This is a genomic window from Xanthomonas cannabis (assembly GCF_040616535.1).
In the GTDB taxonomy this organism is placed as follows: Bacteria; Pseudomonadota; Gammaproteobacteria; order Xanthomonadales; family Xanthomonadaceae; genus Xanthomonas; species Xanthomonas cannabis.
On the sequence record NZ_CP136580.1, the window covers coordinates 1144679 to 1169272 of the forward strand.

The following is a 24594-nucleotide window of genomic DNA, read 5'->3' on the forward strand; positions in this document are numbered from 1 at the left end:
TTTTTGGCCTGCTCTGCAGCAAATGCGCCGTGACCGGTCAAAAAACTGTGCGAAGCGGACTGAACAAAGCTGATCGTTGTCACAAAACTGATATTTAAGTTTCAAAAGTGTCGATCTTGTATTGTCCAGTTTGGTTGCACCGGGGTAGGTTCGCTGAACGGATCGGTAACAGGGGATCGTTCCGGGGACTCGGTGCTGACCGATGGAAGGCGGCGCCGGATAACACCGCTCAGGCGGTTCTCTTTGATTTGGAAGGGAATTCAATGTCGAACGCGTCCTCTCGCAAGCGTCCTCGCGCACTCATCGTCATGCGCGCAACCGCGCTGACCTCGCTGTTGCTGGCAACGCCTGCGTTCGCCGGCGAGGTCTATCTGGATGGCCTTGCCACCGCCCAGACCCACCAGAAATTCATCGTCACCTACAAGGACGGCAGCAATGCCCTGGCCAGTCCAAGCGTGTTGACCAGTTCGCTGCGCGCCGCCGCCCGCGCGGTACCGGCCAAGGCGGGCAGGGCGCTGGGTCTCAATTCGGTGCGCCGCCTAGCAGTGGGGCCGGAGCTGATCCAGGCCGACCGCGCGCTGGACCGTGCCGAAGCCGAGACGCTGATGCGCCAGCTGGCCGCCGACCCGAACGTGCAGAGCGTGGAAGTAGATCAGATCCTGCACGCCGCGCTGACCCCGAACGACACCCGGTTGTCCGAGCAGTGGGCCTTCGGCACGACCAATGCCGGCCTCAATATCCGCTCGGCGTGGGACAAGTCCACCGGAACCAACGTGGTAGTGGCCGTCATCGATACCGGGATCGTCAGCCACCCCGACCTCGACGCGAACATCCTGCCGGGCTACGACTTCATCAGCGATGCCGCCACCGCGCGTGACGGCAATGGCCGCGACAGCAATCCAGCCGACGAAGGCGACTGGAATCCCGGCGGCATCAGCGGTTGCGCGGTGTCCGATTCCAGCTGGCATGGTACTCACGTCGCCGGCACGGTGGCGGCAGTGACCAACAACACCACCGGCGTGGCCGGCACCGCGTTCAACGCCAAAGTGGTGCCGGTGCGTGTGCTGGGCCGCTGCGGCGGGTCGCTGTCGGACATTGCCGACGCCATCGTCTGGTCGTCCGGCGGCAGCGTCAGCGGCGTCCCGGCCAATGCCAATCCGGCCGAAGTGATCAACATGTCGCTCGGCGGCGGCGGTACCTGCTCGACCACGATGCAGAACGCAATCAGCGGTGCGGTCTCGCGCGGGACCACGGTGGTGGTGGCGGCCGGCAACAGCTCGGCCAACGTGTCCGGTTCGCTGCCGGCCAACTGCGCCAACGTGATCGCGGTAGCGGCCACCACCTCGGCCGGCGCCAAGGCCAGCTATTCCAACTTCGGCACCGGCATCGACGTGTCAGCGCCGGGTTCGGCCATCCTGTCCACGCTCAATAGCGGCACTACCACGCCGGGCAGCGCCAGCTACGCGTCCTACAACGGCACCTCGATGGCGTCGCCGCATGTGGCCGGCGTGGTGGCGCTGGTGCAATCGGCGGCCCCGTCGCCGCTGACGCCTGCCGCCGTGGAAACCTTGCTGAAGAATACGGCCCGGGCATTGCCGGGCGCCTGCTCCGGTGGCTGCGGCGCCGGCATCGTCAACGCCGATGCCGCGGTCACGGCCGCGATCAGCGGCAGCAATGGGGGCGGCGGTGGCGGCGGTGGCAACACGCTGAGCAATGGCACGCCGGTGACCGGCCTGGGCGCGGCCACCGGTGCAGAGCTGAACTACACCATCGCGGTGCCGGCGGGCAGCGGCACGCTCACCGTGGCGATCAGCGGCGGCAGCGGCGATGCCGACCTGTACGTGCGTGCCGGCAGTGCACCGACCGACACCACCTACACCTGCCGGCCCTACCGCAGTGGCAATGCGGAAACCTGCAGCATCACCGCGCCGTCGGGAACCTATTACGTGCGGGTCAAGGCGTACAGCACGTTCTCCGGCGTGACCCTGAGGGCCAGCTACTAGGGCCCGGTTGTTCGACGCCGCGTGGCGCTGCCGGTCACGTGCCGGCAGTCGCGCCGGCGGCGCCTCACCTCATCTGCGATGTCTCGCCCACGTCTGCCAGTTCGGCCGGCGCCGGCGGCGCATTGCCGCTCGGCCGGCAAGGACACCGGTCAGTCGTTTCGACGGGCGTCACCGCCCGTGCGTTCCGGCCCGATCCGCGGTGTGCGGCAAGGGGCCGGCCATCTCGCCGCAACCGCGGCACTTCATAAAAAACTGAGGAACGATCGATGTCCAATGTGTCGCAACGTCGTGCACCCGCACGCGCCCTGGTCGTGCTGGGTGTTTCCGCGCTGACCTGTCTGCTGGCCGTGCCGGCGTTCGCCGGTCAGGTCAATCTGTCCGGTTTGGAGTCGCAGCCCACGCTGGACCGGTTCATCGTCAAATACAAGGACGGCTCCAGCGCGGCAGTAAGCCCGACCTCGATGCGCGCATCGCTCAACTCCGTTGCCAAAGCCGTGCCGGCACGCGCCGGCCGTGCGCTGGGCCTGAACCACGTGCGCCGCACTGCGCTGGGTTCGGAAGTGCTCAAGACCGACCGTAGCCTGGACCGTGCCGAAGCCGAAACGCTTATGCGCCGCATCGCCGCCGATCCGAGTGTGGATTACGTCGAGGTCGATCAGATCATGTACCCGGTGTTGACCCCGAACGACACTCGCCTGTCCGAGCAGTGGGGCTTTGGCACCAGCGCCTCCAGCATCAACGTGCGCCCGGCCTGGGATACCGCCACCGGCACCGGCGTGGTGGTTGCCGTGATCGATACCGGCATCACCAGCCACCCGGATCTCAACGCCAACGTGCTGCCGGGTTACGACTTCATCAGCGATGCGGCGCGTGCGCGCGACAACAACGGGCGTGACAGCAACCCGGCCGACCAGGGCGACTGGCGCGCGGCCAACCAGTGCGGGACCGGCATTCCCGCCGCCAACTCCAGCTGGCACGGCACCCACGTGGCAGGCACCATCGCGGCGGTGACCAACAACAACAGCGGCGTGGCCGGTACTGCGTTCAATGCGCGCGTGGTGCCGATCCGTGCGCTGGGCCTGTGTGGCGGCGCCACCTCCGACATCGTCGATGCCATCGTCTGGGCTTCGGGCGGCACCGTGTCCGGCGTGCCGGCCAATGCCAACCCGGCCGAAGTGATCAACATGTCGCTGGGCGGCAATGGCACCTGTTCGGCCACCTACCAGAACGCGATCAACAGCGCGGTGTCGCGCGGCACCACCGTGGTGGTGGCGGCCGGCAACAGCAATGCCAACGTGGCCAACTTCACCCCGGCCAGCTGCGCCAACGTGATCTCGGTGGCCTCGATCACCTCGGCCGGCGCGCGTTCGAGCTTCTCCAACTTCGGCACCACCATCGATATCTCCGGCCCCGGCTCGTCGATCCTGTCCACGCTCAACAGCGGCACCACCACCCCCGGGTCGGCCAGCTACGCCAGCTACAACGGCACCTCGATGGCGGCCCCGCATGTGGCCGGCGTGGTGGCGCTGGTGCAGTCGGCGGCCAGCCGTCCGCTGACGCCGGCGGCGGTGGAAACCCTGTTGAAGAACACCGCCCGTCCGCTGCCGGGCGCCTGCTCGGGCGGCTGCGGTGCCGGCATCGTCAACGCCGCCGGCGCGGTCAGCCAGACCCCGTAAGGCCGCGCCGACACCCTGGATGCCGGCGCTCTTGCCGGCATCGACGTCGGGCCAACCCCGACGCAGCTGTCGGTGTTTTGAAACCTGCACTGCCCCGCTTCGGCGGGGCAGTGTGCGTTCGGGCAGCGGCAATTGCCGGGCTGCCGGCGCAGGCCGGCCGTAACGGCTGAATGAAGCGCATGCGGGCGCAGCGTGGCCGCTTCAGCGCCACCTGCGGCACGCCGATAGCCACCCCACGTGAGGCATGCGCCATCTGCCTGCCCACGCATCGGGCAAGGCGCATCGCAGTGGCGTTAGCGCGTTGCCATCCGGGTTGCCAGCTCCTTGGGGAGGGATGGATTCATGTCGTATTACTCAGTTGGCGCATTGCGCCGCATTGCACTCGTCTGTGCGTTGTCATGCACGTTTCATGCCGCCGCCGGCGAGGTCAGCCTGCAAGGCTTGAACTCCAGCAGCAGCCATCAGCGCTTCATCGTCAGCTACAAGGACCGCGTCGGCAGCAGCCGGGCGACCGGGTTGTCTGCGCCCTGGCGCGACATCGCGCGCGCGGTGCCGGAAGCGCGCGGACGTGCGCTGGGCTTGTCTGCAACGCGTCGGCTCAGTACCGGTCCGATGCTGTTGGTGGCCGACCGCAAGCTGGACCGTGTGGACTCGGAAAGCCTGATGCGCCGCCTCGCAGCCGACCCGGCGGTCAAGCGCGTGGAAGTGGACGTGCTGATGCGTCCGTTGCTGGTGCCTAACGACCCGGGCGTGCCGCAGCAGTGGGCGATGGGCACGACCAGCGCCGGCCTCAACATCCGCCCGGCCTGGGACCGCACCACCGGCAAGGGCATCGTGGTGGCGGTGATCGATACCGGCATCACCAACCATCCCGACCTGGCAGCGAACGTGCTGCCCGGTTACGACTTCATCATCGATCCTGCGACTGCGCGCGACGGCAGCGCGCGCGATGCCAATGCCACCGACCAGGGCGACTGGACCGCCGCCAACGAATGCGGCCCCGGTGCGTCCGCGTCCAGCTCCAGCTGGCATGGCACCCATGTCGCCGGCATCGTGGCGGCCGTCGGCAACAACGCGGCCGGTGTGGTCGGCACTGCCTTCAACGCCAAGATCCTGCCCTTGCGGGTACTGGGCCGATGCGGCGGCTACATGTCCGACATCGCCGATGCGATCGTCTGGGCGTCCGGCGGCAAGGTCAATGGCGTGCCGGCCAACCCAAACCCGGCCACGGTGATCAATCTTTCGCTCGGCGGCTACGGCAGTTGTTCGACAACCCTGAGCAACGCCATCACCGCTGCGGTGACGCGTGGCAGCGCGGTGGTGGTGGCGGCCGGCAACAGCAATATGGATGTCTCCACCAGCGTGCCGGCCAACTGCCCGAACGTGATCGCGGTGGCAGCCACCACCTCGGCCGGCGCCAAGGCCAGCTTCTCCAACTTCGGCAAGGGCGTGGATATCGCGGCGCCCGGGCAGTCCATCGTATCCACGCTCAATACCGGCACCACGGTTCCTGGCAATGCCGCCTACGCGGGCTATAGCGGTACCTCGATGGCCGCGCCGCATGTGGCTGGCGTGGTGGCGCTGATGCAGTCGGTGGCCCTGAATCCGCTCACCCCGGCCACGGTGAAGGCCTTGCTCAAGAGCAGCGCGCGGCCCTTGCCGGTGGCCTGCACGCAGGGCTGCGGGGCAGGGCTGGTGAATGCCGACGGCGCGGTGACGGCGGTGATCGAGTCGACCACCTTGACCAGGAATGTGGCTCGCACCGGGCTGAGCGCAGCGCTTTCCGATTCGCTGTATTACCGGGTCAACGTGCCGGCCGGCACGCGCACGCTCAAGGTCACGCTTGCCGGTGGCAGCGGCAATGCCGATCTCTCGCTGCGGGCCGGTGCGTTGCCGACCGATGCCGCGTACAGCTGCCGCAGCATGTTGCCGGGCAATGGCGACAGCTGCACGCTGGCTGCGCCCGCAGCCGGCGTGTACTACGTCCGCTTGAAGGCGACGCTGGGCTTCTCTGCGGTCAGCGTCACTGCGGCGTATTGAGGAGTTCCGGCGCGGCGTTGCCGCCGCGTCTGGAGACGCTGACGAGTGCCGCGGCGTGGGCAGTCGTCAGCGGGTGCGGGGAGCCTGGCGCGACGTCGATTGGAAGTTGGATAATGAAGTCGAAGTCGAAGTCGAAGTCGAAGTCGAAGTCGAAGTCTAGGTCAAGGTTCAACCGAGATGTCGCGTGTGAGCCAGGACTCTGAGCGAGGAACGCGCGCACCAGCGGGTGCGTGCGGCAGCGCGATGATGCGTCTATTCGCACAGCGCACAGGCGCATGCGGCCAGTGCCTGCAACAGCTGGGCGCCGGGCAATTCCAGCAGCAAGCCACGCTGGCCAGCGTTGATCCAGAGCGCGGGTGCATCCAGTGCGCTGGTGTCCACCAGCACCGGCGCCTGCCGTTGCTGGCCGAGCGGGCTGATGCCGCCGACCTTGTAGCCGGTGCGGCGTTCGGCATCGGCCACCTCCATCATGCGTGCCGACTTGCCGCCGTACGCGCTGGCGAGTTTCTTCAGCGACACCCTGCGGTCGCAGGGAATCACCACGCAGACGGCGTTGTCATCGACCCACGCCATCAGCGTCTTCAATACGGCGTGCGGCGGTAGCCCCAGCGCCTGTGCGGCTTGTAATCCCTTCGCATCGGCATCGGCCTGATAGGCGTACGAGTGCAACACATAGCCCACGCCGGCCGCGTCCAATGCCTTGGTGGCGCGGGTGGCCTTGCTCATCGTGTCAGATCGATTCGAAACGGTTGGCCGCCACGTTCTTGCGCACCTTTTCCGGGTTCCAGATGCGGCCGTTCATGGCGATGTAGACCCCGGCCGGCAGCGATTGCACTGCGCCGACCGCGCAGCCGATATTGAATTCCGCATCCGAGCCGCGGAAGCGCGCCGGGTTCAACGCGCCGGTCATCACGATGGTCTTGTCGGCGATCGTCTGCAGCACCTTGCCGGTTTCCACCATCGAGTCGGTGCCGTGGGTGATCAGCACGTGGCGGGTGGGTTGGGCGGCGATGGTGGCGCGGATCAGTTCGCGGTCGGCCTCGGTGATGTGCAGCGAGTCCTTGCGGATGATCGGAATCACCGAGAAGCGGAAGGTCACGCCCAGTTCCTTGAGGATCTGGCCGATCTGCGGGTCGCCGATCTGGTAGTCCGATTTGTCGTCGAAGTAGATCTTGTCGATCGTGCCACCGGTGGTGACGATCAGAAGGTCTTCCATTGCTGCCAATCCTGTAGGGCCAACGCGGTGCAGGCCGCGCGAGGGCCGCCATGATACCGCCCGACTGCGGTGCTGGCTGCGGCCCGCGGGCAGGCAAGCCGGACACCCACGCTCACCTGGACAGAGGGGCGGTCCGCCACCGGACCACCGGCGCGGTCAGTCCGCGCGCAGCTGCGCCGGTCAGCGCGCCCTGCGCTTGCTGCCGAATCGGGCCGCCACGCCAGGCCCGCTGACCAGCCCGATCACCAGCAGCGCCAGCAGCAGTTCCAGCCACGCCAGGCCGCGGGCATGCGGCTGGCTCCAGGCGGCCATCACGCCGTGGCTGAACCATCCCAGCGCGAACACGCCGGCCCAGAAACGTGCGCGGGCGCTGCGTACCGCCAGCACACCGGTCAGCGCGGCGGGCAGCACGAACACGATGAGCGCGGCGATCGGGCGCGCATCGTCGTGGAACCAGGCCACGAACAGCAGCGCCAGCGCCAGTAGCGCCGCCGTCAGCAGCCAGCGCGTGGCGCGCAGGCTCACGGGGTCGCCAGCCGCCGCGCGATGTCGGCCACCCGGCGGCCGAGCGCGCGCGCCAGCAGGGTCTCGTCCTCGCTCGGTTGCGGGTCGCCGCCGGCACCGGACACATGGCTGGCACCGTACGGCGTGCCGCCGCTGGTGGTGTGGCTAAGCGCCGGCTCGGTGAACGGAATGCCGACAATCAGGCAGCCGTGGTGCAGCAAGGGCAGATGCATCGACAGCAGCGTGGATTCCTGGCCGCCATGCATCGAGGCAGTGGAGGTGAACACGCCCGCCGGTTTGCCGGCCAGGGTGCCACTGGCCCATTCGGCGCCCAGGCTGTCCAGGAAGTGCTTCATCGGCGCAGCCATGTTGCCGAAGCGGGTGGGGCTGCCCAGCAACAGACCGCTGCATTCGGCCAGATCGGCGCGGTCCACGTACGGTGCACCTTCGTCCGGCACCGGCGGGGCGCTGGTCTGGGTGACCGCGGCCACCGGCGGCACCGTGCGCAGCCGCGCGCTCATGCCGGGCACTTCGCCGATGCCGCGCGCGATCTGCCGCGCCAGCCGCGCCACCGCACCGCCACGGCTGTAATACAGCACCAGAATCTCCGCCATCGCATCTACCAACTGTGTGAGTTGCCGCAGTATCGGCCAAGCGGCCGGCCCGCTGCACGCCGCAGGTGCGGCAAGGCCGCGATGACGGCGCATCGGGTACCCTTGCGCGATGTCGCGTGTGAACACCCTCCACCAATGGAACGAGCGTCTGCGCGACCGCGCGCGGACGGTGAGCTTCGGGCGCTTTCTATGGCACCGCTTTCTGGACGACCGGCTGTTCCAGGCGGCCGCCTCGCTGGCCTACACCACGGTCTTTGCACTGGTGCCGCTGGCCATCGTGGTATTCGGCGTGTTGTCGGCATTTCCGGCCTTCAACGAGTGGAAGGACGCGCTCACCGACTTCATTTTCAACAATTTCGTGCCCGGCGCGGCGCGTTCGGTGCAGAACTACCTCAACCGTTCGCTGGAAGACCTGGGCAAGTTCACCGTGGCCGGTATGGTGGCGCTGGTGGCTTCGCTGCTGATCACCCTGCACAGCATCGAGCAGACCTTCAACAGCATCTGGCGGGTGGCCGCTGCGCGCCCCAAGGTGACGCGGTTCCTGATCTATTGGACGGTGCTGACGCTGGGCACGATGCTGGCCGCGGCCTCGATGGCGATGGCGGCCTACGTGTTCGCGCTGCCGCTGTTCCGCACCACCGAAGGCCAGTGGCTGGCCGAATTCGCCTGGCGGCTGGCGCCGATGGCGGTGGAGTTCGTCTGCATCGTGCTGATCTACCGCGTGGTGCCGCAGCACGTGGTGCGGCTGCGGCATGCGCTGCCAGGCGCGCTGCTGGCGGTGATCCTGATGGAGATCGTCAAATGGGGCTTCGGGTTCTATCTCGGTAATTTCCAGACCTATCAGCGCATCTACGGCGCGCTGTCGGCATTGCCGATCCTGTTGTTGTGGATCTACCTGAGCTGGGTGTCGGTGCTGCTGGGCGCCTCGCTGGCCTCGTCGATGTCCGCATTCCGCTACCAGCCCGAAGCGATGCGGCTGCCGCCGGGCTTCGAGATCTACGGGCTGCTGCGGCTGCTGGGGCGTTTCCGCCAGGCGCGCATCCACGGCAACGGCCTGGACGAAGACCGCATCCTGGCGCTGGAACCCATGCTCACCGATACGCTGATGCAGGAGCTGCTGTGCGAGCTCAAACGCATCCGCCTGCTGCGTCGCGACGAGCGCGGGCAATGGCTGCTGGCGCGTGATCTAGACGTGGTGACCTTGGCCGAACTCTACGAAAACTGCCAGCTGCGCGTGCCGATCGAAGACCGCCCCTTGCCCTGTCGCGACGATGCCTATGGCCAGGCCGCCGCCGCCGCGCTCGAACAATTGCGCCAACCGTTGCGTAGCGTGCTGGCGCAACCGGTTGGCGACCTCTACACCCACCTTCCCGGAGACCCTCCATGACTGTGCGCCTTGTGCGCGGCGCGTGCGCGCTGCTGTTGCCGCTGTTAGTGCTGACTGCCTGCAAGCCCACCGGCGACGGCGCGCCCGCGGCCGATCATGCGACGGCCCCCACCGCGCCGGTTCAGCCACCTGCAGCGCCTGCCGCTCCCGATCCGGCCGGCGCTGCCAACACCTCGGTCGTGCAGCAGACCGCCGAAATGCCCACGCTCTCGCTGCCGACCGTAACCGGCGAGACCTACGATCTGGCCGCGCATCGCGGCAAGTGGGTGGTGGTCAATTTCTGGGCCACCTGGTGCGCGCCCTGTCTGAAGGAAATGCCGGAACTGTCGGCGCTGCACACCATGCGCGATGCCGTCGAAGTGGTGGGCCTGGCCTATGAAGACATCACCGCTGCGGACATGCAGGCCTTCCTGAAGGACCATCCGGTCTCCTATCCGGTCGCCATCCTCGACCCGTACCAGCCGCCGCAGGACTTCGCCACGCCGCGCGGCCTGCCGATGACCTATCTGATCGGCCCGGACGGCAAGGTGGCCAAGCAATTCCTCGGCCCGGTCACCGCGCGCGATATCGAAGCCGCCGTGGGCATCACCGGCAAGGCCGGTTGATGCAGGCCGCACGCTTTGTCATCAGCGGCGTGGTGCAGGGCGTCTACTATCGGGCCTCCACCCGCGACCGCGCGCTGGCACTGGGCCTGTCCGGGCACGCCCGCAACCAAGCCGACGGCAGCGTTGAGGTGATCGCCGCCGGCAACGCGGCCGCCCTGGATGCGCTGGAAGCCTGGCTCTGGCAAGGCCCGCCAGCGGCGCGAGTGGCTGCGGTGACACGCGCGCCGTGCCCGGTTCCGACGACTGAAGACTTTGTAACTGGCTGAGCGCAGGCCCGCACGGCGGGGCAACAGAGTTGGGGCGACGCGCCGATAACCTTGTCAACGCGATCAGGCGTTCAGGGGAATGTAATGGCCGCTCCATCTCAGGATCACAACGACGCGCACGATCAACCGGCACGCCGCCGTCGCCAGCTGGCGCAATCCGCGCCATGGCTGTATCTCGGCGCGCTGCTGGGCAGCGGCTGGCTGCTGTTCGTGCAGCCGTCCACGCGCGTGCTGCAGTCTGGCCAGGCGGCCACCAGCTGGCTGGTGGCCTGGACCTTCGGCGGCATCGTGATCGGTGCGTTGCTGTGGAGCCTGCGGCTGGCGCGCCGTGGCCTGGCGCAGCCCTCGGCAAGCTACCCGCTGTCGGCACGCCTGCCCGAATCCTGGGCCGATGCCTACGCCGCATTGCTGCGCCCCGCGCCGCCGGCCCCGGTTGCCGTCTCCCGGTTGGACCCGGCCCACACCCAGCGTGGCGCGGCCTGGCATCGCTTCGGCGGCGGCATGCTCAGTGCGGAAACCTTCGACCCCGACGATGCCACCCGCGCGCCGTGGGATGGGCTCGATGCCCAGACCTGCATCGCGCGGCTGGACGAAGTGCGCACCGCCTGGCAGAACGCCTCGGCTAACCGCGCGCTGCAACAGGAGCGCCGCTACTGGCTGGACGTGGTGCTGTCGCTGCTCGACCACGGTGTCATGCGGCCGTTGCAGGACGGCTACCTGCCCGACACCGCCGCGCTGCGGACCGAGCGTTTCCTGCTCGGCGCCGATGCCGGCCCGGTGGTACTGGCCGAGGTGCCGGCCCTGTTCGCACGTCGCCTGGCACTGGCCATTGACGCCATGCCGCCCGCCCAACGTGGCGCGGCCGAGGCGCAGTGGCGGCTGCTGCAGCAGCTGCACGCCCTGGTGGCCGAAGGCCGCATGCTGGACGAGCGTTCGCAGGTGATCCAGGTGCTGGCCTGGAACCCGGACGTGGACCTGGACCAGGTCGAAGTGGCCTACATCCTGGCTGCCGAATACCGCGAAGGCATGCGCAACTGGCTGCGCCGCGCCGCCCTGGTGCGCCTGCCCGACAGCGCGCTGCGCCTGGACGAAGTGCTGCTGTCCTCGTGCAGCCCGCTCGGCGCGCAAGCCGATGACGTGGACTACATGGAAGCGATGCGACCGCTGCACCGCGGTTTCATGCAGTTGTTCAGTCAGCGCCTGAGCCAACTGGTGCTGCAGGCCGAGCAGGCCGAACGTCATGCCGGCCTGCACCCGCTGCCGCGCGCTACCGCGGCCAGCGATGAAGTCTCTCAGGACTGGCCGGCGTAATCGTCGATCGGCTTCAGCACGCCGTAATGTTCCTTGTGCGGCTTGCCGTGCAAGGGCGGCAACGCGAATTGCGCTTCGGGCACCGACGTGTCCGGGAGCCGATCCAGTAGATCGCGGATCAGGCTCAACCGGCCCCGTTTCTGGTCGTTGAAATCCACCAGCGTCCACGGCGCATCGGGCGTGTGGGTCGCTTCGAGCATGCGCTCGCGGGCGGCGGTGTAGTCGTCATATTTGTCGCGCGATTGCAGATCCACCGGCGACAGTTTCCAGCCCTTGAGCGGGTCTGCGTGACGCTCGGCGAAGCGTTCTTCCTGCTCTGCCTGGTCCACGCACAACCAGTACTTGAACAACAGGATGCCGTCGTCGACCAGCATCTGTTCAAAGCGCGGCGCCTGCTCCAGAAACGCGGCGTATTGCGTGTCGGTGCAATAGCCCATGACCCGTTCCACGCCCGCGCGGTTGTACCAGCTGCGATCCATCAGCACCAACTCGCCGCCCGCCGGCAGATGCGTCACATAGCGCTGGAAATACCACTGCGTGCTCTCGCGGTCGCTGGGCTTGGGCAGCGCCACCACCCGGCACTGGCGCGGATTGAGATGGCTGGCGATGGTCTGGATCACGCCGCCCTTGCCGGCGGTGTCGCGGCCTTCCACCAGCACCAGGGCGCGCTGATTGGTGTGGCGCAGCCAGCGCGCCATGCCGACCAGTTCCAATTGCAGCGGTGCCAGCAGTTTCTTGTAGGCCTTGCGTTTGAGATGCGACATGCGCGTTCCAGCCGGTGGAGAGCGCGCAGGCTATTCGCCCAGACGTGGACGCAGTGTCGCCAGATTGCACGGTTTGGTCCGCGCATCCAGCTGCGCACGCACGATCTTCTCCCATGCCGTGCGGCAGGCCGAAGTGGAACCGGGCAGGCAGAACACGAAGCTGTGGTTGGCAAGCCCGGCAAACGCGCGCGATTGCAGCGAGGAGGTGCCGATTTCGTCCACGCTGACTGCGCGGAACATCTCGCCGAAGCCGGGCATGACCTTGTCCAGCAACGGCGTGATCGCCTCCGGAGTGCTGTCGCGGCCCGTAAAGCCGGTGCCGCCGGTGATCAGGATGCCGTCGACCTGTGCGTCTGCGATCCAGCCGGACACGATCGCGCGCATGCGGTAACGGTCGTCCGGGCACAGCGCACGTTCGTGCAGCACATGACCTTCGTGGGTGAGGGCATCGGCCAGGTAATCGCCGGAACGGTCATCGGCCAGGGTGCGGCTGTCGGACACGGTCAGCACGCACAGGCGCAGCGGAATGAAGTCGAGAGTGGAAGGCATGCGCGCAGCCTAGCGAGCCCGGACGGCCGGGTACAGCGTTGTGGTGTGAAGTTGTACGAAGCGGCTGCCTATCAGGCGTTAGCTAACGCGTCGCTCTAAGCCCCTCTCCCGTCGGGAGAGGGGTTGGGGTGAGGGTACGGTTAACCAGTGTCACGGCCGCAGCCGCACCCTCATCCGGCGCTACGCGCCAGCTTCTCCCGAAGGGAGAAGGGAGCAGCATCCATGCCTGACTGTCGCTCGTATGGCAGCGCCAGCAAAAGATTCCGCGCCTCAAGCACCACGCCATCTGGCATGCCAACCCGGCAGCGCAACATCCGGCAACCGACGCTAACCTCCCAACCACCCACTGCGCCGCGCAATGCCACGCAGCAGCGCAGCCAGATCATCTGCAAATCCATCCATATCGAAAACGCCACTGCGCAGGCGTTGTTCCGCCAATCGCACGCGCACACCACGCAAGGCATCCGCATCGCCCGCCAGTTCGATCGCCTTGGCGACAAACGCAGCGTCATCGGCCACATTCATCTCATCCAGCCCCAGATGCTGATTCAGGCTGCCGGCCACGCGCGCGGCGAACGTCTCGCCTGGTGTGGTCAATACCGGGCAGCCCACCCATAGCGCGTCGGAGGCCGTGGTGTGCGCGTTGTACGGGTGCGTGTCCAGAAACAGATCCGCATGCCGATAGCGCGCCAGATACTGCGGATGCGGCAACTTCGGCATGAACACCAGCCGCTGCGGGTCCACGCCCTGTGCCTGCGCCACCGCGCGCAGTCGCGCATCGGCCCGGCCCGGCCCGGACAGCAGCCACAGCACGCTACCGGGCACCGCGCGCAACACCGCCAGCATGCGCGCCATGCTGCGTGGAGTGAGTTTGTAGCTGTTGTTGAAGCAGCACAGCACCACACCCTGCTCAGGCAAGCCGCACTCCGCACGCGGTGGCGGTTGCGCGACCGCGCGCGAGGTGTCCGACGGTTGAAACACGCGTGGCAGGCGCAGCACCTGTTCGCTGTAAAACGGCTCCAGCGACGGCGGCAGTGCAAACGCATCGCCCAGCACATGGTCCATCCAGGGCGCACCCGAGGTCCCCGGATACGCCAGCCAGTTGAGCTGCACCGGCGCCGGCCGCAGCGCGAACACTTCCGGGCGCCCGCCACCGCCCCAGCCGCGCAGATCGAACAGCAGATCGATGCCCTGGTCCCGGATGTGCTGCGCGGTCGCCAGATGCCCCAGTGCGGCGACGTCATGCAGGCGCGTCGCCTGCGCCAGGCGCGCACGGATCTCGCTGCCATCGTCATGGCTGGTCGCGAACAGGTGCACCTGCATGTCCGGCTGACGTCGCTGCAGCGCTTCGAACAAGGCCACGGTCAGTAGGCCGGTGGGGTGCGCGCCAAAGCCGTTGGAAACGAAGCCGAGCCGCAGCGCACCGCGGCTGCGCACCGTCACCGCAGGCAGCGGGCGTAAAGACGAGGCAATCGCCTGCGCACGGGTGCGGGCACACGCCAATTGCTCGGCCGCGCTGGCGTCCTCGCTCAGGAATGCGAACGGCTCCACTGCCGCCTCGCCTCGCGCCACGGCGGCACGCACGTGCGCAGCCAGTGGCTCCAGTTCGCGCCAATCGCACAGGCGGCGTCGCCAATTGAGCAACTGCGCGGTGATGTAGGGTTCGTCGGGCAGCAACCGATGCGCACGCGCATAGGCGTCAGCCGCCTGCTCCGGTTGGCCGGCATCTTCCAGTGCGTGCCCAAGCCACAGCGCAATACCGGGATGCTGCGGTACCAGGTCCGAGGCCTGTTGCAGCAAGGTGGCGGCGTCTGCATGGCGCTGCTGCGCCCAGCGTACCCGGCCCAGCCGTGCAATCGCCTCCGGGTGACCAGGATGCATGGCCAGGGCGTGTTGTACCGCCACCTCGCCGGCGGTGCTGTCGCCCATGCCCAGCTCGGCATCGGCCAACATCAACCAGGCGACAAAGTCCCCCGGTTGGCGCCGCACCGCCTCGCGCAGCTGCAGCAGCTCGCGCGGGACGTTGGCACTCACGGGCTGTCGCTCAACCGCGCCAGTTCGTCGGCCTGGTGCTCGTGCAGCAAGCGCGCGATCAGGGCATCCAGATCGCCTTCGATGATGTTGGGCAGGTCGTACAGCGTCAGCCCTTCCACACGATGGTCGGTGATGCGTCCCTGCGGAAAACTGTAGGTGCGGATGCGCTGGCTGCGATCGCCGCTGCCCACCTGCAGCTTGCGTGTCTGCGCTTCGGCGGCGGCGGCCTTGCTGCGTTCGGTGTCCAGCAACTGCGCCTTCAGGCGCTTCATCGCCTTGTCGCGATTGGCGTGCTGGCTGCGTTCGGTCTGGCATTCCACCACCACGCCGGTCGGCACATGGGTGATGCGGATCGCCGATTCGGTCTTGTTGACGTGCTGTCCGCCCGCACCGGACGAGCGGAAGGTATCCACTTTCAGATCGGCCGGATTGATCGCGATCTCTTCCACGTCATCGGCCTCGGGAATGATCGCCACGGTGGCGGCCGAGGTGTGGATGCGGCCCTGCGACTCGGTCGCGGGCACGCGCTGCACGCGGTGCGTACCGGATTCGAACTTCAGCCGCGAATACGCGCCACGCCCGACCACCCGCGCCACCACTTCCTTGTAGCCGCCATGTTCGCCGGGGCTGTCGGATTCGATTTCGACCTTCCAGCCCTGGCGCTCGGCATAGCGCGCGTACATGCGGAACAGGTCGCCGGCAAAGATGGCCGCTTCGTCGCCGCCGGTGCCGGCGCGCACTTCCAGGAACAGGTTGCCGTCGTCGCGCGGGTCGCGCGGCACCAGCAGCAGCGCCAGTTGCGCATCCAGCTCGTCCAGGCGTGCCTGCGCGGCGGCGATTTCCTCGTCGGCCAGTTCGCGCATTTCCGGGTCGCTGCGCAGGGCCTCGGCCGCGCTCAGGTCGGCCTTGGCGCGCGCTTCGTCTTCCAGCGCCACTGCCACCGGCTCCAGCTGCGACAGTTCGCGCGACAAGCTGCGGAACTTGTCGTTGTTGCCGACCACATCCGGGTCGGACAACAGGTGCTGCAGTTCTTCGCGGCGCTCGGCCAGCGCTTCGAGCTTACGGCGCAGGGTCGGCGTCATCTGTCCTCACGATCGGGGTAGCTACAGGGGGATGTTGGTAACCAGGCTTTTCCGGAAACAGCCGGTCGGCCGCACTGGTCAGTTCCAGGTCGTTGTTCAGTGCCGCATCGCGCAGCGCAGCAGTGGGCGGATGCAGCAGACGGTTGGTCAGCGCATGCGCCAGCTGTTCCAGCACTTCGTCGGCGGACTTGCCGTTGCTCAACTGCTGGCGTGCCTTGGCCAGTAACTCGTCACGGGTGCTGTCGCCGAATGCGCGCAGGCGCTTGAGCGGCGCCTGGCGTGCGTTGGCCTGCACGGTCTCGACGTAGCGTGCCACCTGCAGGTCGATGATGGCTTCGGCCTGATCGGCGGCCTCGCGGCGGCTGCGACGGTTGTCTTCGACCGCGCGCTCCAGATCGTCCACCGTGTACAGGTACGCATCGCCCAGCTGCGCCACCGAGGCCTCGATGTCGCGCGGCACCGCCAGGTCGAACAGCAGCATCGGCTTGCGCTTGCGTGCGCGCAGCGCCTGTTCGACCTGGGCGCGCGTCACCACCGGCTCGCGCGCGGCGGTGGCCGAGAACACCACGTCGGCCTCGGCCAGGTGGCGTTCCAGATCGGTCAACGGCAGCGCATAGCCGCCATGCTGGCTGGCCAGCGTCTGCGCGTGGGCGAGGGTGCGGTTAGCGATCAGCAGGCGCCGCACGCGACCCTCGCTCAGATGCTTGGCCGCCAGCTCGATGGTCTCGCCGGCACCGACCAGCAACACGGTCGATTCGTTGAGCCGGGCGAACGATTCCTGCGCCAGCCGCACCGCCGTGGACGCCACTGACACCGGATTGGCACCGACCCGGGTATCGGTGCGTGCGCGCTTGGCCACCGAAAAGGTCTGCTGGAACAGCCGATCCAGGCCGCTGCCCAACGCGCCGTGGGCCCGCGCCACCGCCCAGGCATCCTTCACCTGGCCCAGGATCTGCGGCTCGCCCAGTACCATCGAATCCAGCCCCGTGGCCACCCGGAACAGGTGACGTACCGCGTCGGCATCCTGGTGTTGATACAGATACCCGCTCAGCCCGGGGGCGTGTGCGTCCAGCCAGCCGGCCAGCGTCTGCGCGTCGTCGGCCATCGCGTACAGCTCGGTACGATTGCAGGTGGACAACAGCGCCGCCTCGCGCACCTGCGGCAACGTACGCAACGATTCGAGCGCACGCGGCAGTGCCTCACCGGCGAACGCTGCACGTTCGCGCAGGTCCACAGGAGCGGTCTGGTGATTCAGTCCGAGCACCCACAACGTCATTGTTCAGTTGCTTGCGATAAGCTGGCGGCCATTCAGGGCCCCATTTTACGGCCCGGTTGCCCCCGATGCCTGTACCGATTCGCATCCTGAGTGTTCTTTTGCTGGTCGCAGTCTCCACCAGTGCCACTGCAGCACCCAAGAAAGCACCGCCCGCGCCACCCGCCAAGGCTGCCGGCGCCACCTCGCTGGAACCCGTGCTCGCTGGCGAATTCGCCTTGCAGGCCGGGCAGCTGGACGATGCCGCCCGTGCCTACCTGGACGCCGCCAAAGCCGAAGCCGGCGACGCCGGGCTGGCCGAACGCGCCGCCCGCATCGCCATGCTTGCCAACGACGACCCGCGCGCCATCGAGGCGATGGCGCTGTGGCGCGCCCGCGCGCCGTCGTCGATGTCGATGCGCAGCACCGAGGCGTCGCTGGCCTTGCGCCGCAACGACCTGCGTACCGCCCGTCGCGATCTGCTCGGCCTGCTCAAGGAACCCGACCCGCGCGGCTGGCGTTTTGCGTTGATCGCCCTGGCCAATGGCGGCCGCGAGCCTGAAGCCTCTGCCGACGTGCTCGAAGACCTCGTCAAGGCGGGCGCCATCCCGAACCAGATCGAGGCCTGGCAGGAGTTCGGCCGGCTCGCGCTGCGCATGGAGCGCCCGGCGCTGGCCAAGCGCATCGTCGATGAAGTGGTGCGCCGCTTCCCCGAAGAGCCGCGCGTGGCCTTGCTGCATGCCACCCAGCTGCAGCAGGAAGGCAAGAACGACGAGGCATTGGCCTTGCTGAAGGCGATCGAGCCGCAGGCGGTGAAGGACTCCGAACTGCGCGGCGCGCTGGCCTTCGCCTACGACGCCATGGGCCAGACCGAAGCGGCCGCACGCGTGCTCTCCACCGGGCCGCAGGACACCCAGACCTACGGGTTGCGGGCCTCCATGCTGGCCAAGGAGAAGGACCGCAGCGCGCTCGAAGCGCTGTACGGCGAGCTCAAGAGCAATGCCGCCAAGCCGGATCCGGATCGCCGCCTGCTGCTGGGCAAGATCGCCGAATTCCTCAAGCGTTACGACGAGGCGGTGGAGTGGTACCGCGGCGTGCCGGGCGGCCCGCAGCTGAGCGAGGCGCGCTTGCGCGCGGCCAGCGCGTTGTACGAACTGGGTCGCAAGCCCGAGGCGCTGGCCGAAGTGCGTGCCCTGCAGGGCGATGCCAGTGCCGACGACGATGCTCGTCGCGATGCGTACGTGCTGGAGGCCGAGCTTCACCAGCGCGCCGAGGATGCCCCCGGCGAGCTGGACGCCTTCGAACGCGGCCTGGCCGCCTATCCGGACGACAGTGCACTGCTGTATGCCCGTGGCCTTGCGTGGGAGCGTCGCGACGACGTGCCGCGGGCCGAGGCCGACCTGCGCAAGATCCTGGTGGCCGAGCCGGAAAACGTCGCCGCGCTCAACGCGCTGGGCTACACCCTGGCCGATCGCACCACACGCTACAAGGAAGCGCTGGCGCTGATCGACCGCGCCCGCACCGCCGACCCGGACAACCCGGCCATCGTCGACAGCTACGGCTGGGTGCTGTACCGCATGGGGCGCAACAAGGAGGCCCTGGTGCAACTGCGCCGTGCCTGGGCGCTGGTCAAGGACCCGGAAATCGCCGCCCACGTGGGCGAGGTGCTGTGGGTCAGCGGCAAGCAGGACGAGGCGCGGCGTTATTTCGATGAAGCGCGCCGGCTGGACCCGGACAATCGCGCGCTGCAGCGCGCCGTGGAAAAGTTCGGCCTATGAACTACGGGATCCGCACGCTGGCCCTGAGCGGGCTGGTGCTGGCCATGCTGTCCGGCTGCGTGAGCGTGCCGCGCGGGCAGGGCGGCGGAGCAGCGGTGGTCGAACAGGTGTCCGACCAGGCCCGCCAGGCCGAAGCCACGCGCCAGGCCTGGCTGCAGGCCCACCCCACCTGGTCGTTCCAGGGCCGGGTGGCGATCAGCAAGGACCGTGACGGCGGCAGCGGCCGCATCGACTGGCAGCAGGATGGCCCGCAATACCGCGTGCAGCTCAGTGCGCCAGTGACCCGGCAGAGCTGGGTGCTCACCGGCGACAGCGCCACCGGCGCCGGCCGGATCGAAGGGCTGGATGGCGGCCCGCGCAGTGGGCCGGACGCAGAGCAGGTGTTGCTCGAGGCGACCGGATGGACCATTCCGGTCAACCGGATGGCGGGCTGGGTGCGCGCGCTGCGCATTGCCGACACCGCTGCGCAGCGCGTGGACCTGGATGCCGCCGGGCGCCCGCGCACTGTGCAACAGGGCGGCTGGACCATCGAGTTCCTGGCCTGGACTCCTGCCGGTGACGGCCAGCCCGAGCTGCCGCAACGCATCGAAGCCCACAACGGCAGCGCCAAGGTGCGCCTGCTGGTCGATCAATGGACGGTCTCGCCCTGATGTCGGCGCAGGAAGGGTGGTCAGCATGGCCCGCGCCGGCCAAGCTGAACCTGTTTCTACAGATCGTCGGGCGCCGCGCCGACGGCTACCATCTGCTACAGACCGTGTTCCGGCTGCTGGACTGGGGGGACACCATTCATCTTCGTTTGCGCGGCGATAGCCTGATCCGGCGTATCGGCGAGAGTCTGCCCGGCGTTACCGAAGACGACGATCTGGTGATTCGCGCCGCGCGGCTGCTGCAATCGGCCGCTGGCACGGACGCAGGTGCCGAGATCCGGGTCGACAAACGCATCCCCGCCGGTGGCGGTTTCGGTGGCGGCTCCTCGGATGCGGCAACCGTGCTGGTGGCGCTCAATGTCTTGTGGGGCCTGGGTTTGCCAGTCGATGCGCTGGCCGGGCTGGGCTTGCAACTGGGTGCGGACGTGCCGGTGTTCGTGCGCGGGCACAACGCCTGGGCCGAGGGCGTCGGCGAGCAATTGACCCCCATCACACTCCCGGACGCGGCTTATGTGCTGGTCGATCCAGGTGTTCACGTGCCCACGCCGGCCTTATTTCAATCACAGGAATTGACGCGGGATGCCGCGCCCGCGAAAATAGCGGACTTCGCTTCCGGTTCTCTGCTCGACAATGCATTCGAGCCGGTCCTGCGGCGCCGTGAACCCGCTGTCGAGGCCGTGTTCCTGGCGCTGTCCAGGATCGGAACGCCGCGTTTGACCGGGTCGGGAAGTGGGTGCTTCGTCGAATTCGCCACGCGCGCTGCTGCAGAGCAGGCCATGGCGCAGTTGCCGGGCAGCCTGCGGGCGTGGGTCGTGATGGGTGCAGCGCACTCGCCATTGCTCGACGCACTGGACGCGAGACAAGTTTGATGCAGGGGCGTCGCCAAGAGGCCCAAGGCACCAGGTTTTGATCCTGGCATTCGTAGGTTCGAATCCTACCGCCCCTGCCAATGTGTTGATGTGGGTCGCTCTGCAAGAGGTGTAGATGCAGATTCGTCTGCAGGCTCCCGCAGCTTCATATGCGCAGATCGAGGTACGGCCGGGCAACGGCGTGGCTCTTCTGCTCTTCCGCCGACCCGCACGCTCTTCGCCGCCGCCCGAGAGATCCCATGCAAGATCAACGTAACCTGCTGGTGTTCTCCGGCAATGCCAACAAGCCGCTTGCCCAGAGCATCTGCAAGGAGCTCGGCGTGCGCATGGGCAAGGCGCTGGTCACGCGCTTCTCCGATGGCGAGGTGCAGGTCGAAATCGAAGAAAGCGTGCGCCGGCAGGAAGTGTTCGTCATCCAGCCGACCTGCGCGCCGAGCGCCGAGAACCTGATGGAGCTGCTGGTGCTGATCGACGCGCTCAAGCGCGCCAGCGCCCAGTCCGTCACCGCGGTGATCCCGTATTTCGGTTATTCGCGCCAGGACCGTCGCATGCGCTCCTCGCGCGTGCCGATCACCGCCAAGGTCGCCGCCAAGATGATCTGCGCGATGGAGGCCGACCGCGTGCTGACGGTCGACCTGCATGCCGACCAGATCCAGGGCTTCTTCGATGTGCCGGTGGACAACGTCTATGCCTCGCCGCTGCTGCTGGCCGATATCTGGCGCGCCTACGGCACCGACAACCTGATCGTGGTGTCGCCGGACGTGGGTGGCGTGGTGCGCGCGCGCGCCGTCGCCAAGCGCCTGGATGACGCTGATCTGGCCATCATCGACAAGCGCCGTCCGCGCGCCAACGTCGCCACCGTGATGAACATCATCGGCGACGTGCAGGGCAAGACCTGCGTGCTGGTGGACGACCTGGTCGATACCGCCGGCACCCTGTGTGCGGCTGCCGCTGCGCTCAAGCAGCGCGGTGCGCTCAAGGTGGTGGCCTACATCACCCACCCGGTGCTGTCCGGCCCCGCGGTGGACAACATCAACAATTCGCAGCTCGACGAGCTGGTGGTCACCGACACGATCCCGTTGAACGAAGCGGCGCGGACCTGCCCCAAGATTCGTCAGCTGAGCGTGGCCGAACTGCTGGCCGAGACCATTCGCCGCATCGCCTTCGGCGAATCGGTCAGCTCGCTCTACGTCGACTGATCTCCCATTCGGTGCCCGGATCTCCCGGGTGCCGGTACCACGTCTCTCCTGGTCGCGGGTGAGACGCTTCATCGCCGCGAGGCGGTATTCCAAACTAGGTAGTGAAACAACATGGCAAAGACTCACGAAATCAAGGTCGAGCGCCGCGCAGACGAGGGGAAGGGTGCGAGCCGCCGCCTGCGTCACGCTGGCGTCATTCCGGCCATCGTCTACGGTGGCGAACTCGAGCCGGTCAGCATCCAGCTCAACCATGAGCAGATCTGGCTCGCCCAGCAGAACGAGTGGTTCTACTCGTCGATCCTGGACCTGAACCTCAATGGCGACGTGCAGCAGGTGCTGCTGCGTGACATGCAGCGCCATCCGTTCAAGCAGCTGATCATGCACATCGACTTCCAGCGCGTCAGCGCCAACGAGAAGCTCAGTGCCGCTGTGCCGCTGCACTTCATCAACGAAGCAAGCTCGCCGGCCGGTAAGTCCAGCGAAGTGGTCGTCACCCACGAGCTCAACGAAGTCCAGGTGGTCTGCCTGCCGAAGGACCTGCCGGAGTTCATCGAAGTCGACCTCGGTGCCCTGGAAGTGGGCAACGTGATCCATCTGTCCGAGATCAAGCTGCCGGCCGGTGTTGAAATTCCGGAACTGAAGCTGGGCAAGGAACACGACGTTGCCGTGGTTGCTGCCAAGCACGTGCGCGTCGAGGAAGAAGACGCTGCCGGTGAAGAAGGCAGCGAAGGCGCAGAGACCAAGTAATCCGTTGGCCGATTCCTCGCAGCATGCGGGGAATCGGCTGCGGTCACTGGCATGTCTGCACTTCGTCTGATCGTCGGGCTGGGTAATCCAGGTCCCGAACACGCGCAAACCCGGCATAACGCCGGGTTTCGTTTCGTCGATGCCCTCGTCGAGCGCAGTGGCGCCCGCTGGGGCCTGGACAGCAAGCTCTTCGGCGAGACGGCCAGGGTCGATATCGCGGGGCAGCCGGTCTGGCTGCTCAAGCCGGCGACGTTCATGAATCTCAGTGGTAAATCGATCACCGCCGCATTGCGGTTCTGGAAGATCGAGCCGGAGCAGATGCTCGTCGCCCACGACGAACTGGATCTGTCACCCGGCACGGCGCGGCTCAAGTTCGACGGCGGGCATGGCGGCCAGAACGGTCTGCGTGACACCATCCGCCTGCTCGGCCATGGCAAATTTCACCGCTTGCGCGTCGGCATCGGTCATCCCGGTCACAAGGACCGCGTGGTGCCCTGGGTGCTGGGACGGGCAGGGCGCGAGGACGATGTGGCGATCGGTCAGGCGATAGATGCGGCCATCGACGTGCTGCCGCTGGCAATGGATGGCAATTTCAACGAGGCGATGAAGCGCCTGCATACGGAAAAATAGAGAATGGGGAATCGGGAATGGGAGGAGCGTTGCTCTTGCCATTCTCGATTCCCGATTCTCCATTCACTGGAAAACCCATGGGTATCAAATGCGGCATCGTCGGCCTGCCCAACGTCGGCAAGTCGACCCTGTTCAACGCGCTGACCAAGGCGGGCATCGCTGCGGCCAACTTTCCGTTCTGCACCATCGAGCCCAATGTCGGCATCGTGCCGGTGCCCGATCAGCGCCTCAACCAGCTGGCCGAGATCGTCAAGCCACAGAAGCTGATTCCGACCGCGGTCGAGTTCGTCGACATCGCCGGCCTGGTGGCCGGTGCGGCGAGCGGTGAGGGCCTGGGCAACAAGTTCCTGGCGCACATCCGCGAAGTGGATGCGATCACCCACGTGGTGCGTTGCTTCGAGAACGACGACGTCATCCACGTCAACAACAAGGTCGACCCCATCTCCGATATCGAAACCATCGATACCGAGCTGGCGCTGGCGGACCTGGACAGCGTGGAAAAGGCGCTCAATCGCGCCGAGCGCAGTGCCAAGGGCGGCGACAAGGAGGCTGCGGCACGCAAGCCGGTGCTGGCCAAGCTGCAGGCGGCGCTGTCTGATGGAAAGTCGGGGCGTGCGGCCGGCCTGGATGAGGAAGAGAAGGCGCTGGTGCGCGATCTGTTCCTGCTCACGCTCAAGCCGGTGATGTACATCGCCAACGTGCTGGAGGACGGTTTCGAGAACAATCCGCACCTGGATGCCGTGCGCGCGCACGCTGCTGCCGAAGGTGCAGAAGTGGTGCCGGTCTCGGCCGCGATCGAAGAAGAACTGTCCCAGCTGGACGACGAGGACCGCGATACCTTCCTGGCCGACCTCGGGCTGAGCGAGCCTGGCTTGAATCGCGTCATTCGCGCCGCTTACACGCTGCTCGGCCTGCAGACCTACTTCACTGCAGGCGTCAAGGAAGTGCGCGCCTGGACGGTCAGGGCCGGCTCCACCGCGCCGCAGGCGGCGGCCGTCATTCACACCGATTTCGAGAAGGGCTTCATCCGCGCCGAGACCATCGGTTTCGATGATTTCATCAAGTATCGCGGCGAAACCGGTGCGCGCGACGCGGGCCGCCTGCGCCTGGAAGGCAAGGAATATCGCGTCCAGGAAGGCGACGTGCTGCACTTCCGTTTCAACGTCTGATCCGATGCGCGCGGCGTCGTTCGCCGCGCGCTGTCGGGTGTGACGAATAGTTCAAAATTTTTGTTGACACCGGGTGCGTCCCACAACAAAATAACGGGCTGCTTCACCCCGAACCGATTCGCTTCACCGCGCAACGGTCCGGTAGTAAAAGCTGGAGGGATACCCAAGCGGCCAACGGGGGCAGACTGTAAATCTGCTGGCTTACGCCTTCGGTGGTTCGAATCCACCTCCCTCCACCAGTTTCACGTTGTG

Annotated in this window: 24 protein-coding genes and 2 tRNA genes; 16 read left to right on the forward strand and 10 right to left on the reverse strand. The window is 67.1% G+C overall.

Translation table 11 applies throughout. From position 1 onward, the window contains the following. The first annotated feature begins 263 nt into the window (after positions 1 to 263). The 3 genes from RZV17_RS04805 (at position 264) to RZV17_RS04815 (ending at position 5719) form a co-directional block, all read left to right on the forward strand. Positions 264 to 2003 carry a S8 family peptidase gene (locus RZV17_RS04805; protein ID WP_355607644.1) on the forward strand — a complete coding sequence of 580 codons (1740 nt, stop codon included), beginning with the start codon at positions 264 to 266 and terminating at the stop codon, positions 2001 to 2003. 266 nt (positions 2004 to 2269) lie between these two features. Then, a complete protein-coding gene (locus RZV17_RS04810) occupies positions 2270 to 3679 on the forward strand; it encodes a S8 family peptidase (RefSeq protein WP_047695358.1) in 1410 nt (469 codons plus the stop codon). Between the two features lie 342 nt (positions 3680 to 4021). Then, the gene (locus tag RZV17_RS04815; RefSeq protein ID WP_355607647.1) at positions 4022 to 5719 is read left to right on the forward strand and encodes a S8 family peptidase; all 1698 of its coding nucleotides are present in this window, start codon (positions 4022 to 4024) and stop codon (positions 5717 to 5719) included. Here RZV17_RS04815 and RZV17_RS04820 read toward each other — a convergent pair. The 5 genes from RZV17_RS04820 to wrbA form a co-directional block, all read right to left on the reverse strand. Beyond that, the gene (locus RZV17_RS04820) at positions 5703 to 5891 is read right to left on the reverse strand and encodes a hypothetical protein (RefSeq protein ID WP_355607650.1); all 189 of its coding nucleotides are present in this window, start codon (positions 5889 to 5891) and stop codon (positions 5703 to 5705) included. The two genes, RZV17_RS04815 and RZV17_RS04820, sit on opposite strands and share 17 nt — an antisense overlap. Positions 5892 to 5971: 80 nt before the next feature. Then, entirely contained in the window at positions 5972 to 6445 is a 474-nt protein-coding gene (ybaK, locus tag RZV17_RS04825) for a Cys-tRNA(Pro) deacylase (protein WP_355607653.1), read from the reverse strand. 4 nt (positions 6446 to 6449) lie between these two features. Further along, positions 6450 to 6935: an asparaginase domain-containing protein gene (locus tag RZV17_RS04830; RefSeq protein WP_039411242.1), complete on the reverse strand. Its 486-nt coding sequence runs from the start codon at positions 6933 to 6935 to the stop codon at positions 6450 to 6452. Positions 6936 to 7115: 180 nt separating this feature from the next. Then, entirely contained in the window at positions 7116 to 7460 is a 345-nt protein-coding gene (locus RZV17_RS04835; RefSeq protein WP_228333469.1) for a DUF2069 domain-containing protein, read from the reverse strand. After that, complete coding sequence (gene wrbA, locus RZV17_RS04840; protein ID WP_355607655.1) at positions 7457 to 8053, reverse strand: NAD(P)H:quinone oxidoreductase; 597 nt, start codon at positions 8051 to 8053, stop codon at positions 7457 to 7459. Before wrbA ends, RZV17_RS04835 begins: the two co-directional genes overlap by 4 nt. Positions 8054 to 8162: 109 nt before the next feature. Between wrbA and RZV17_RS04845 the strand changes: the two genes are divergently transcribed. The 4 genes from RZV17_RS04845 to RZV17_RS04860 all read left to right on the forward strand — a co-directional run bounded on the left by RZV17_RS04845 (position 8163) and on the right by RZV17_RS04860 (position 11622). Next, positions 8163 to 9440, forward strand: coding sequence for a YihY family inner membrane protein (locus RZV17_RS04845; RefSeq protein ID WP_355607657.1), 1278 nt, complete (start codon positions 8163 to 8165; stop codon positions 9438 to 9440). After that, on the forward strand, positions 9437 to 10045 hold the full coding sequence (locus RZV17_RS04850) for a TlpA disulfide reductase family protein (RefSeq protein WP_355607660.1): 609 nt from the start codon (positions 9437 to 9439) through the stop codon (positions 10043 to 10045). Before RZV17_RS04845 ends, RZV17_RS04850 begins: the two co-directional genes overlap by 4 nt. Next, entirely contained in the window at positions 10045 to 10311 is a 267-nt protein-coding gene (locus RZV17_RS04855; RefSeq protein WP_355607663.1) for an acylphosphatase, read from the forward strand. Before RZV17_RS04850 ends, RZV17_RS04855 begins: the two co-directional genes overlap by 1 nt. A gap of 84 nt (positions 10312 to 10395) precedes the next feature. Continuing rightward, positions 10396 to 11622, forward strand: coding sequence for a hypothetical protein (locus RZV17_RS04860; RefSeq protein ID WP_355607666.1), 1227 nt, complete (start codon positions 10396 to 10398; stop codon positions 11620 to 11622). Here the strand turns inward: RZV17_RS04860 and ppk2 are convergent. The 5 genes from ppk2 to hemA all read right to left on the reverse strand — a co-directional run bounded on the left by ppk2 (position 11604) and on the right by hemA (position 17327). Beyond that, positions 11604 to 12386, reverse strand: coding sequence for a polyphosphate kinase 2 (gene ppk2 / locus RZV17_RS04865; protein WP_355607669.1), 783 nt, complete (start codon positions 12384 to 12386; stop codon positions 11604 to 11606). The two genes, RZV17_RS04860 and ppk2, sit on opposite strands and share 19 nt — an antisense overlap. Before the next feature lie 30 nt (positions 12387 to 12416). After that, on the reverse strand, positions 12417 to 12935 hold the full coding sequence (moaB, locus tag RZV17_RS04870; RefSeq protein WP_104580873.1) for a molybdenum cofactor biosynthesis protein B: 519 nt from the start codon (positions 12933 to 12935) through the stop codon (positions 12417 to 12419). Between the two features lie 327 nt (positions 12936 to 13262). Then, the gene (locus tag RZV17_RS04875; protein ID WP_355607672.1) at positions 13263 to 14969 is read right to left on the reverse strand and encodes a tetratricopeptide repeat protein; all 1707 of its coding nucleotides are present in this window, start codon (positions 14967 to 14969) and stop codon (positions 13263 to 13265) included. Beyond that, positions 14966 to 16051, reverse strand: a complete 1086-nt coding sequence (prfA, locus tag RZV17_RS04880) for a peptide chain release factor 1 (RefSeq protein WP_228333465.1) — start codon at positions 16049 to 16051, stop codon at positions 14966 to 14968. Before prfA ends, RZV17_RS04875 begins: the two co-directional genes overlap by 4 nt. Further along, the gene (gene hemA / locus RZV17_RS04885) at positions 16029 to 17327 is read right to left on the reverse strand and encodes a glutamyl-tRNA reductase (protein WP_123137427.1); all 1299 of its coding nucleotides are present in this window, start codon (positions 17325 to 17327) and stop codon (positions 16029 to 16031) included. Before hemA ends, prfA begins: the two co-directional genes overlap by 23 nt. Before the next feature lie 65 nt (positions 17328 to 17392). Between hemA and RZV17_RS04890 the strand changes: the two genes are divergently transcribed. From RZV17_RS04890 to RZV17_RS04930, 9 genes are all read left to right on the forward strand, one after another. Continuing rightward, entirely contained in the window at positions 17393 to 19081 is a 1689-nt protein-coding gene (locus RZV17_RS04890) for a tetratricopeptide repeat protein (protein WP_039411267.1), read from the forward strand. Continuing rightward, positions 19078 to 19731, forward strand: a complete 654-nt coding sequence (lolB, locus tag RZV17_RS04895) for a lipoprotein insertase outer membrane protein LolB (RefSeq protein WP_355607676.1) — start codon at positions 19078 to 19080, stop codon at positions 19729 to 19731. Before RZV17_RS04890 ends, lolB begins: the two co-directional genes overlap by 4 nt. Beyond that, positions 19713 to 20597 carry a 4-(cytidine 5'-diphospho)-2-C-methyl-D-erythritol kinase gene (gene ispE, locus RZV17_RS04900; protein ID WP_355607679.1) on the forward strand — a complete coding sequence of 295 codons (885 nt, stop codon included), beginning with the start codon at positions 19713 to 19715 and terminating at the stop codon, positions 20595 to 20597. Before lolB ends, ispE begins: the two co-directional genes overlap by 19 nt. Before the next feature lie 3 nt (positions 20598 to 20600). Next, positions 20601 to 20677 (forward strand) — tRNA-Gln (locus RZV17_RS04905). A gap of 159 nt (positions 20678 to 20836) precedes the next feature. After that, positions 20837 to 21796 (forward strand): ribose-phosphate diphosphokinase, encoded by a 960-nt coding sequence (locus tag RZV17_RS04910; RefSeq protein WP_039411276.1) that lies wholly within the window; start codon positions 20837 to 20839, stop codon positions 21794 to 21796. A 111-nt stretch (positions 21797 to 21907) separates the two neighbouring features. After that, complete coding sequence (locus RZV17_RS04915; RefSeq protein WP_101362516.1) at positions 21908 to 22543, forward strand: 50S ribosomal protein L25/general stress protein Ctc; 636 nt, start codon at positions 21908 to 21910, stop codon at positions 22541 to 22543. Positions 22544 to 22594: 51 nt separating this feature from the next. Further along, complete coding sequence (gene pth, locus RZV17_RS04920; protein WP_047695374.1) at positions 22595 to 23173, forward strand: aminoacyl-tRNA hydrolase; 579 nt, start codon at positions 22595 to 22597, stop codon at positions 23171 to 23173. Between the two features lie 77 nt (positions 23174 to 23250). Then, positions 23251 to 24342 (forward strand): redox-regulated ATPase YchF, encoded by a 1092-nt coding sequence (ychF, locus tag RZV17_RS04925; protein ID WP_355607684.1) that lies wholly within the window; start codon positions 23251 to 23253, stop codon positions 24340 to 24342. Positions 24343 to 24495: 153 nt separating this feature from the next. Then, positions 24496 to 24581 (forward strand) — tRNA-Tyr (locus tag RZV17_RS04930). The last annotated feature ends 13 nt before the right edge of the window (positions 24582 to 24594 follow it).

Coding starts and splice junctions, on each gene's coding strand:
- RZV17_RS04805 (WP_355607644.1), top strand. CDS start 264: ATGTCGAACGCGTCCTCTCGCAAGCGTCCTCGCGCACTCATCGTCATG.
- RZV17_RS04810 (WP_047695358.1), top strand. CDS start 2,270: ATGTCCAATGTGTCGCAACGTCGTGCACCCGCACGCGCCCTGGTCGTG.
- RZV17_RS04815 (WP_355607647.1), top strand. CDS start 4,022: ATGTCGTATTACTCAGTTGGCGCATTGCGCCGCATTGCACTCGTCTGT.
- ybaK (WP_355607653.1), bottom strand. CDS start 6,445: ATGAGCAAGGCCACCCGCGCCACCAAGGCATTGGACGCGGCCGGCGTG.
- RZV17_RS04830 (WP_039411242.1), bottom strand. CDS start 6,935: ATGGAAGACCTTCTGATCGTCACCACCGGTGGCACGATCGACAAGATC.
- wrbA (WP_355607655.1), bottom strand. CDS start 8,053: ATGGCGGAGATTCTGGTGCTGTATTACAGCCGTGGCGGTGCGGTGGCG.
- RZV17_RS04845 (WP_355607657.1), top strand. CDS start 8,163: ATGTCGCGTGTGAACACCCTCCACCAATGGAACGAGCGTCTGCGCGAC.
- RZV17_RS04850 (WP_355607660.1), top strand. CDS start 9,437: ATGACTGTGCGCCTTGTGCGCGGCGCGTGCGCGCTGCTGTTGCCGCTG.
- RZV17_RS04855 (WP_355607663.1), top strand. CDS start 10,045: ATGCAGGCCGCACGCTTTGTCATCAGCGGCGTGGTGCAGGGCGTCTAC.
- RZV17_RS04860 (WP_355607666.1), top strand. CDS start 10,396: ATGGCCGCTCCATCTCAGGATCACAACGACGCGCACGATCAACCGGCA.
- ppk2 (WP_355607669.1), bottom strand. CDS start 12,386: ATGTCGCATCTCAAACGCAAGGCCTACAAGAAACTGCTGGCACCGCTG.
- moaB (WP_104580873.1), bottom strand. CDS start 12,935: ATGCCTTCCACTCTCGACTTCATTCCGCTGCGCCTGTGCGTGCTGACC.
- prfA (WP_228333465.1), bottom strand. CDS start 16,051: ATGACGCCGACCCTGCGCCGTAAGCTCGAAGCGCTGGCCGAGCGCCGC.
- hemA (WP_123137427.1), bottom strand. CDS start 17,327: ATGACGTTGTGGGTGCTCGGACTGAATCACCAGACCGCTCCTGTGGAC.
- RZV17_RS04890 (WP_039411267.1), top strand. CDS start 17,393: ATGCCTGTACCGATTCGCATCCTGAGTGTTCTTTTGCTGGTCGCAGTC.
- lolB (WP_355607676.1), top strand. CDS start 19,078: ATGAACTACGGGATCCGCACGCTGGCCCTGAGCGGGCTGGTGCTGGCC.
- ispE (WP_355607679.1), top strand. CDS start 19,713: ATGGACGGTCTCGCCCTGATGTCGGCGCAGGAAGGGTGGTCAGCATGG.
- RZV17_RS04910 (WP_039411276.1), top strand. CDS start 20,837: ATGCAAGATCAACGTAACCTGCTGGTGTTCTCCGGCAATGCCAACAAG.
- RZV17_RS04915 (WP_101362516.1), top strand. CDS start 21,908: ATGGCAAAGACTCACGAAATCAAGGTCGAGCGCCGCGCAGACGAGGGG.
- pth (WP_047695374.1), top strand. CDS start 22,595: ATGTCTGCACTTCGTCTGATCGTCGGGCTGGGTAATCCAGGTCCCGAA.
- ychF (WP_355607684.1), top strand. CDS start 23,251: ATGGGTATCAAATGCGGCATCGTCGGCCTGCCCAACGTCGGCAAGTCG.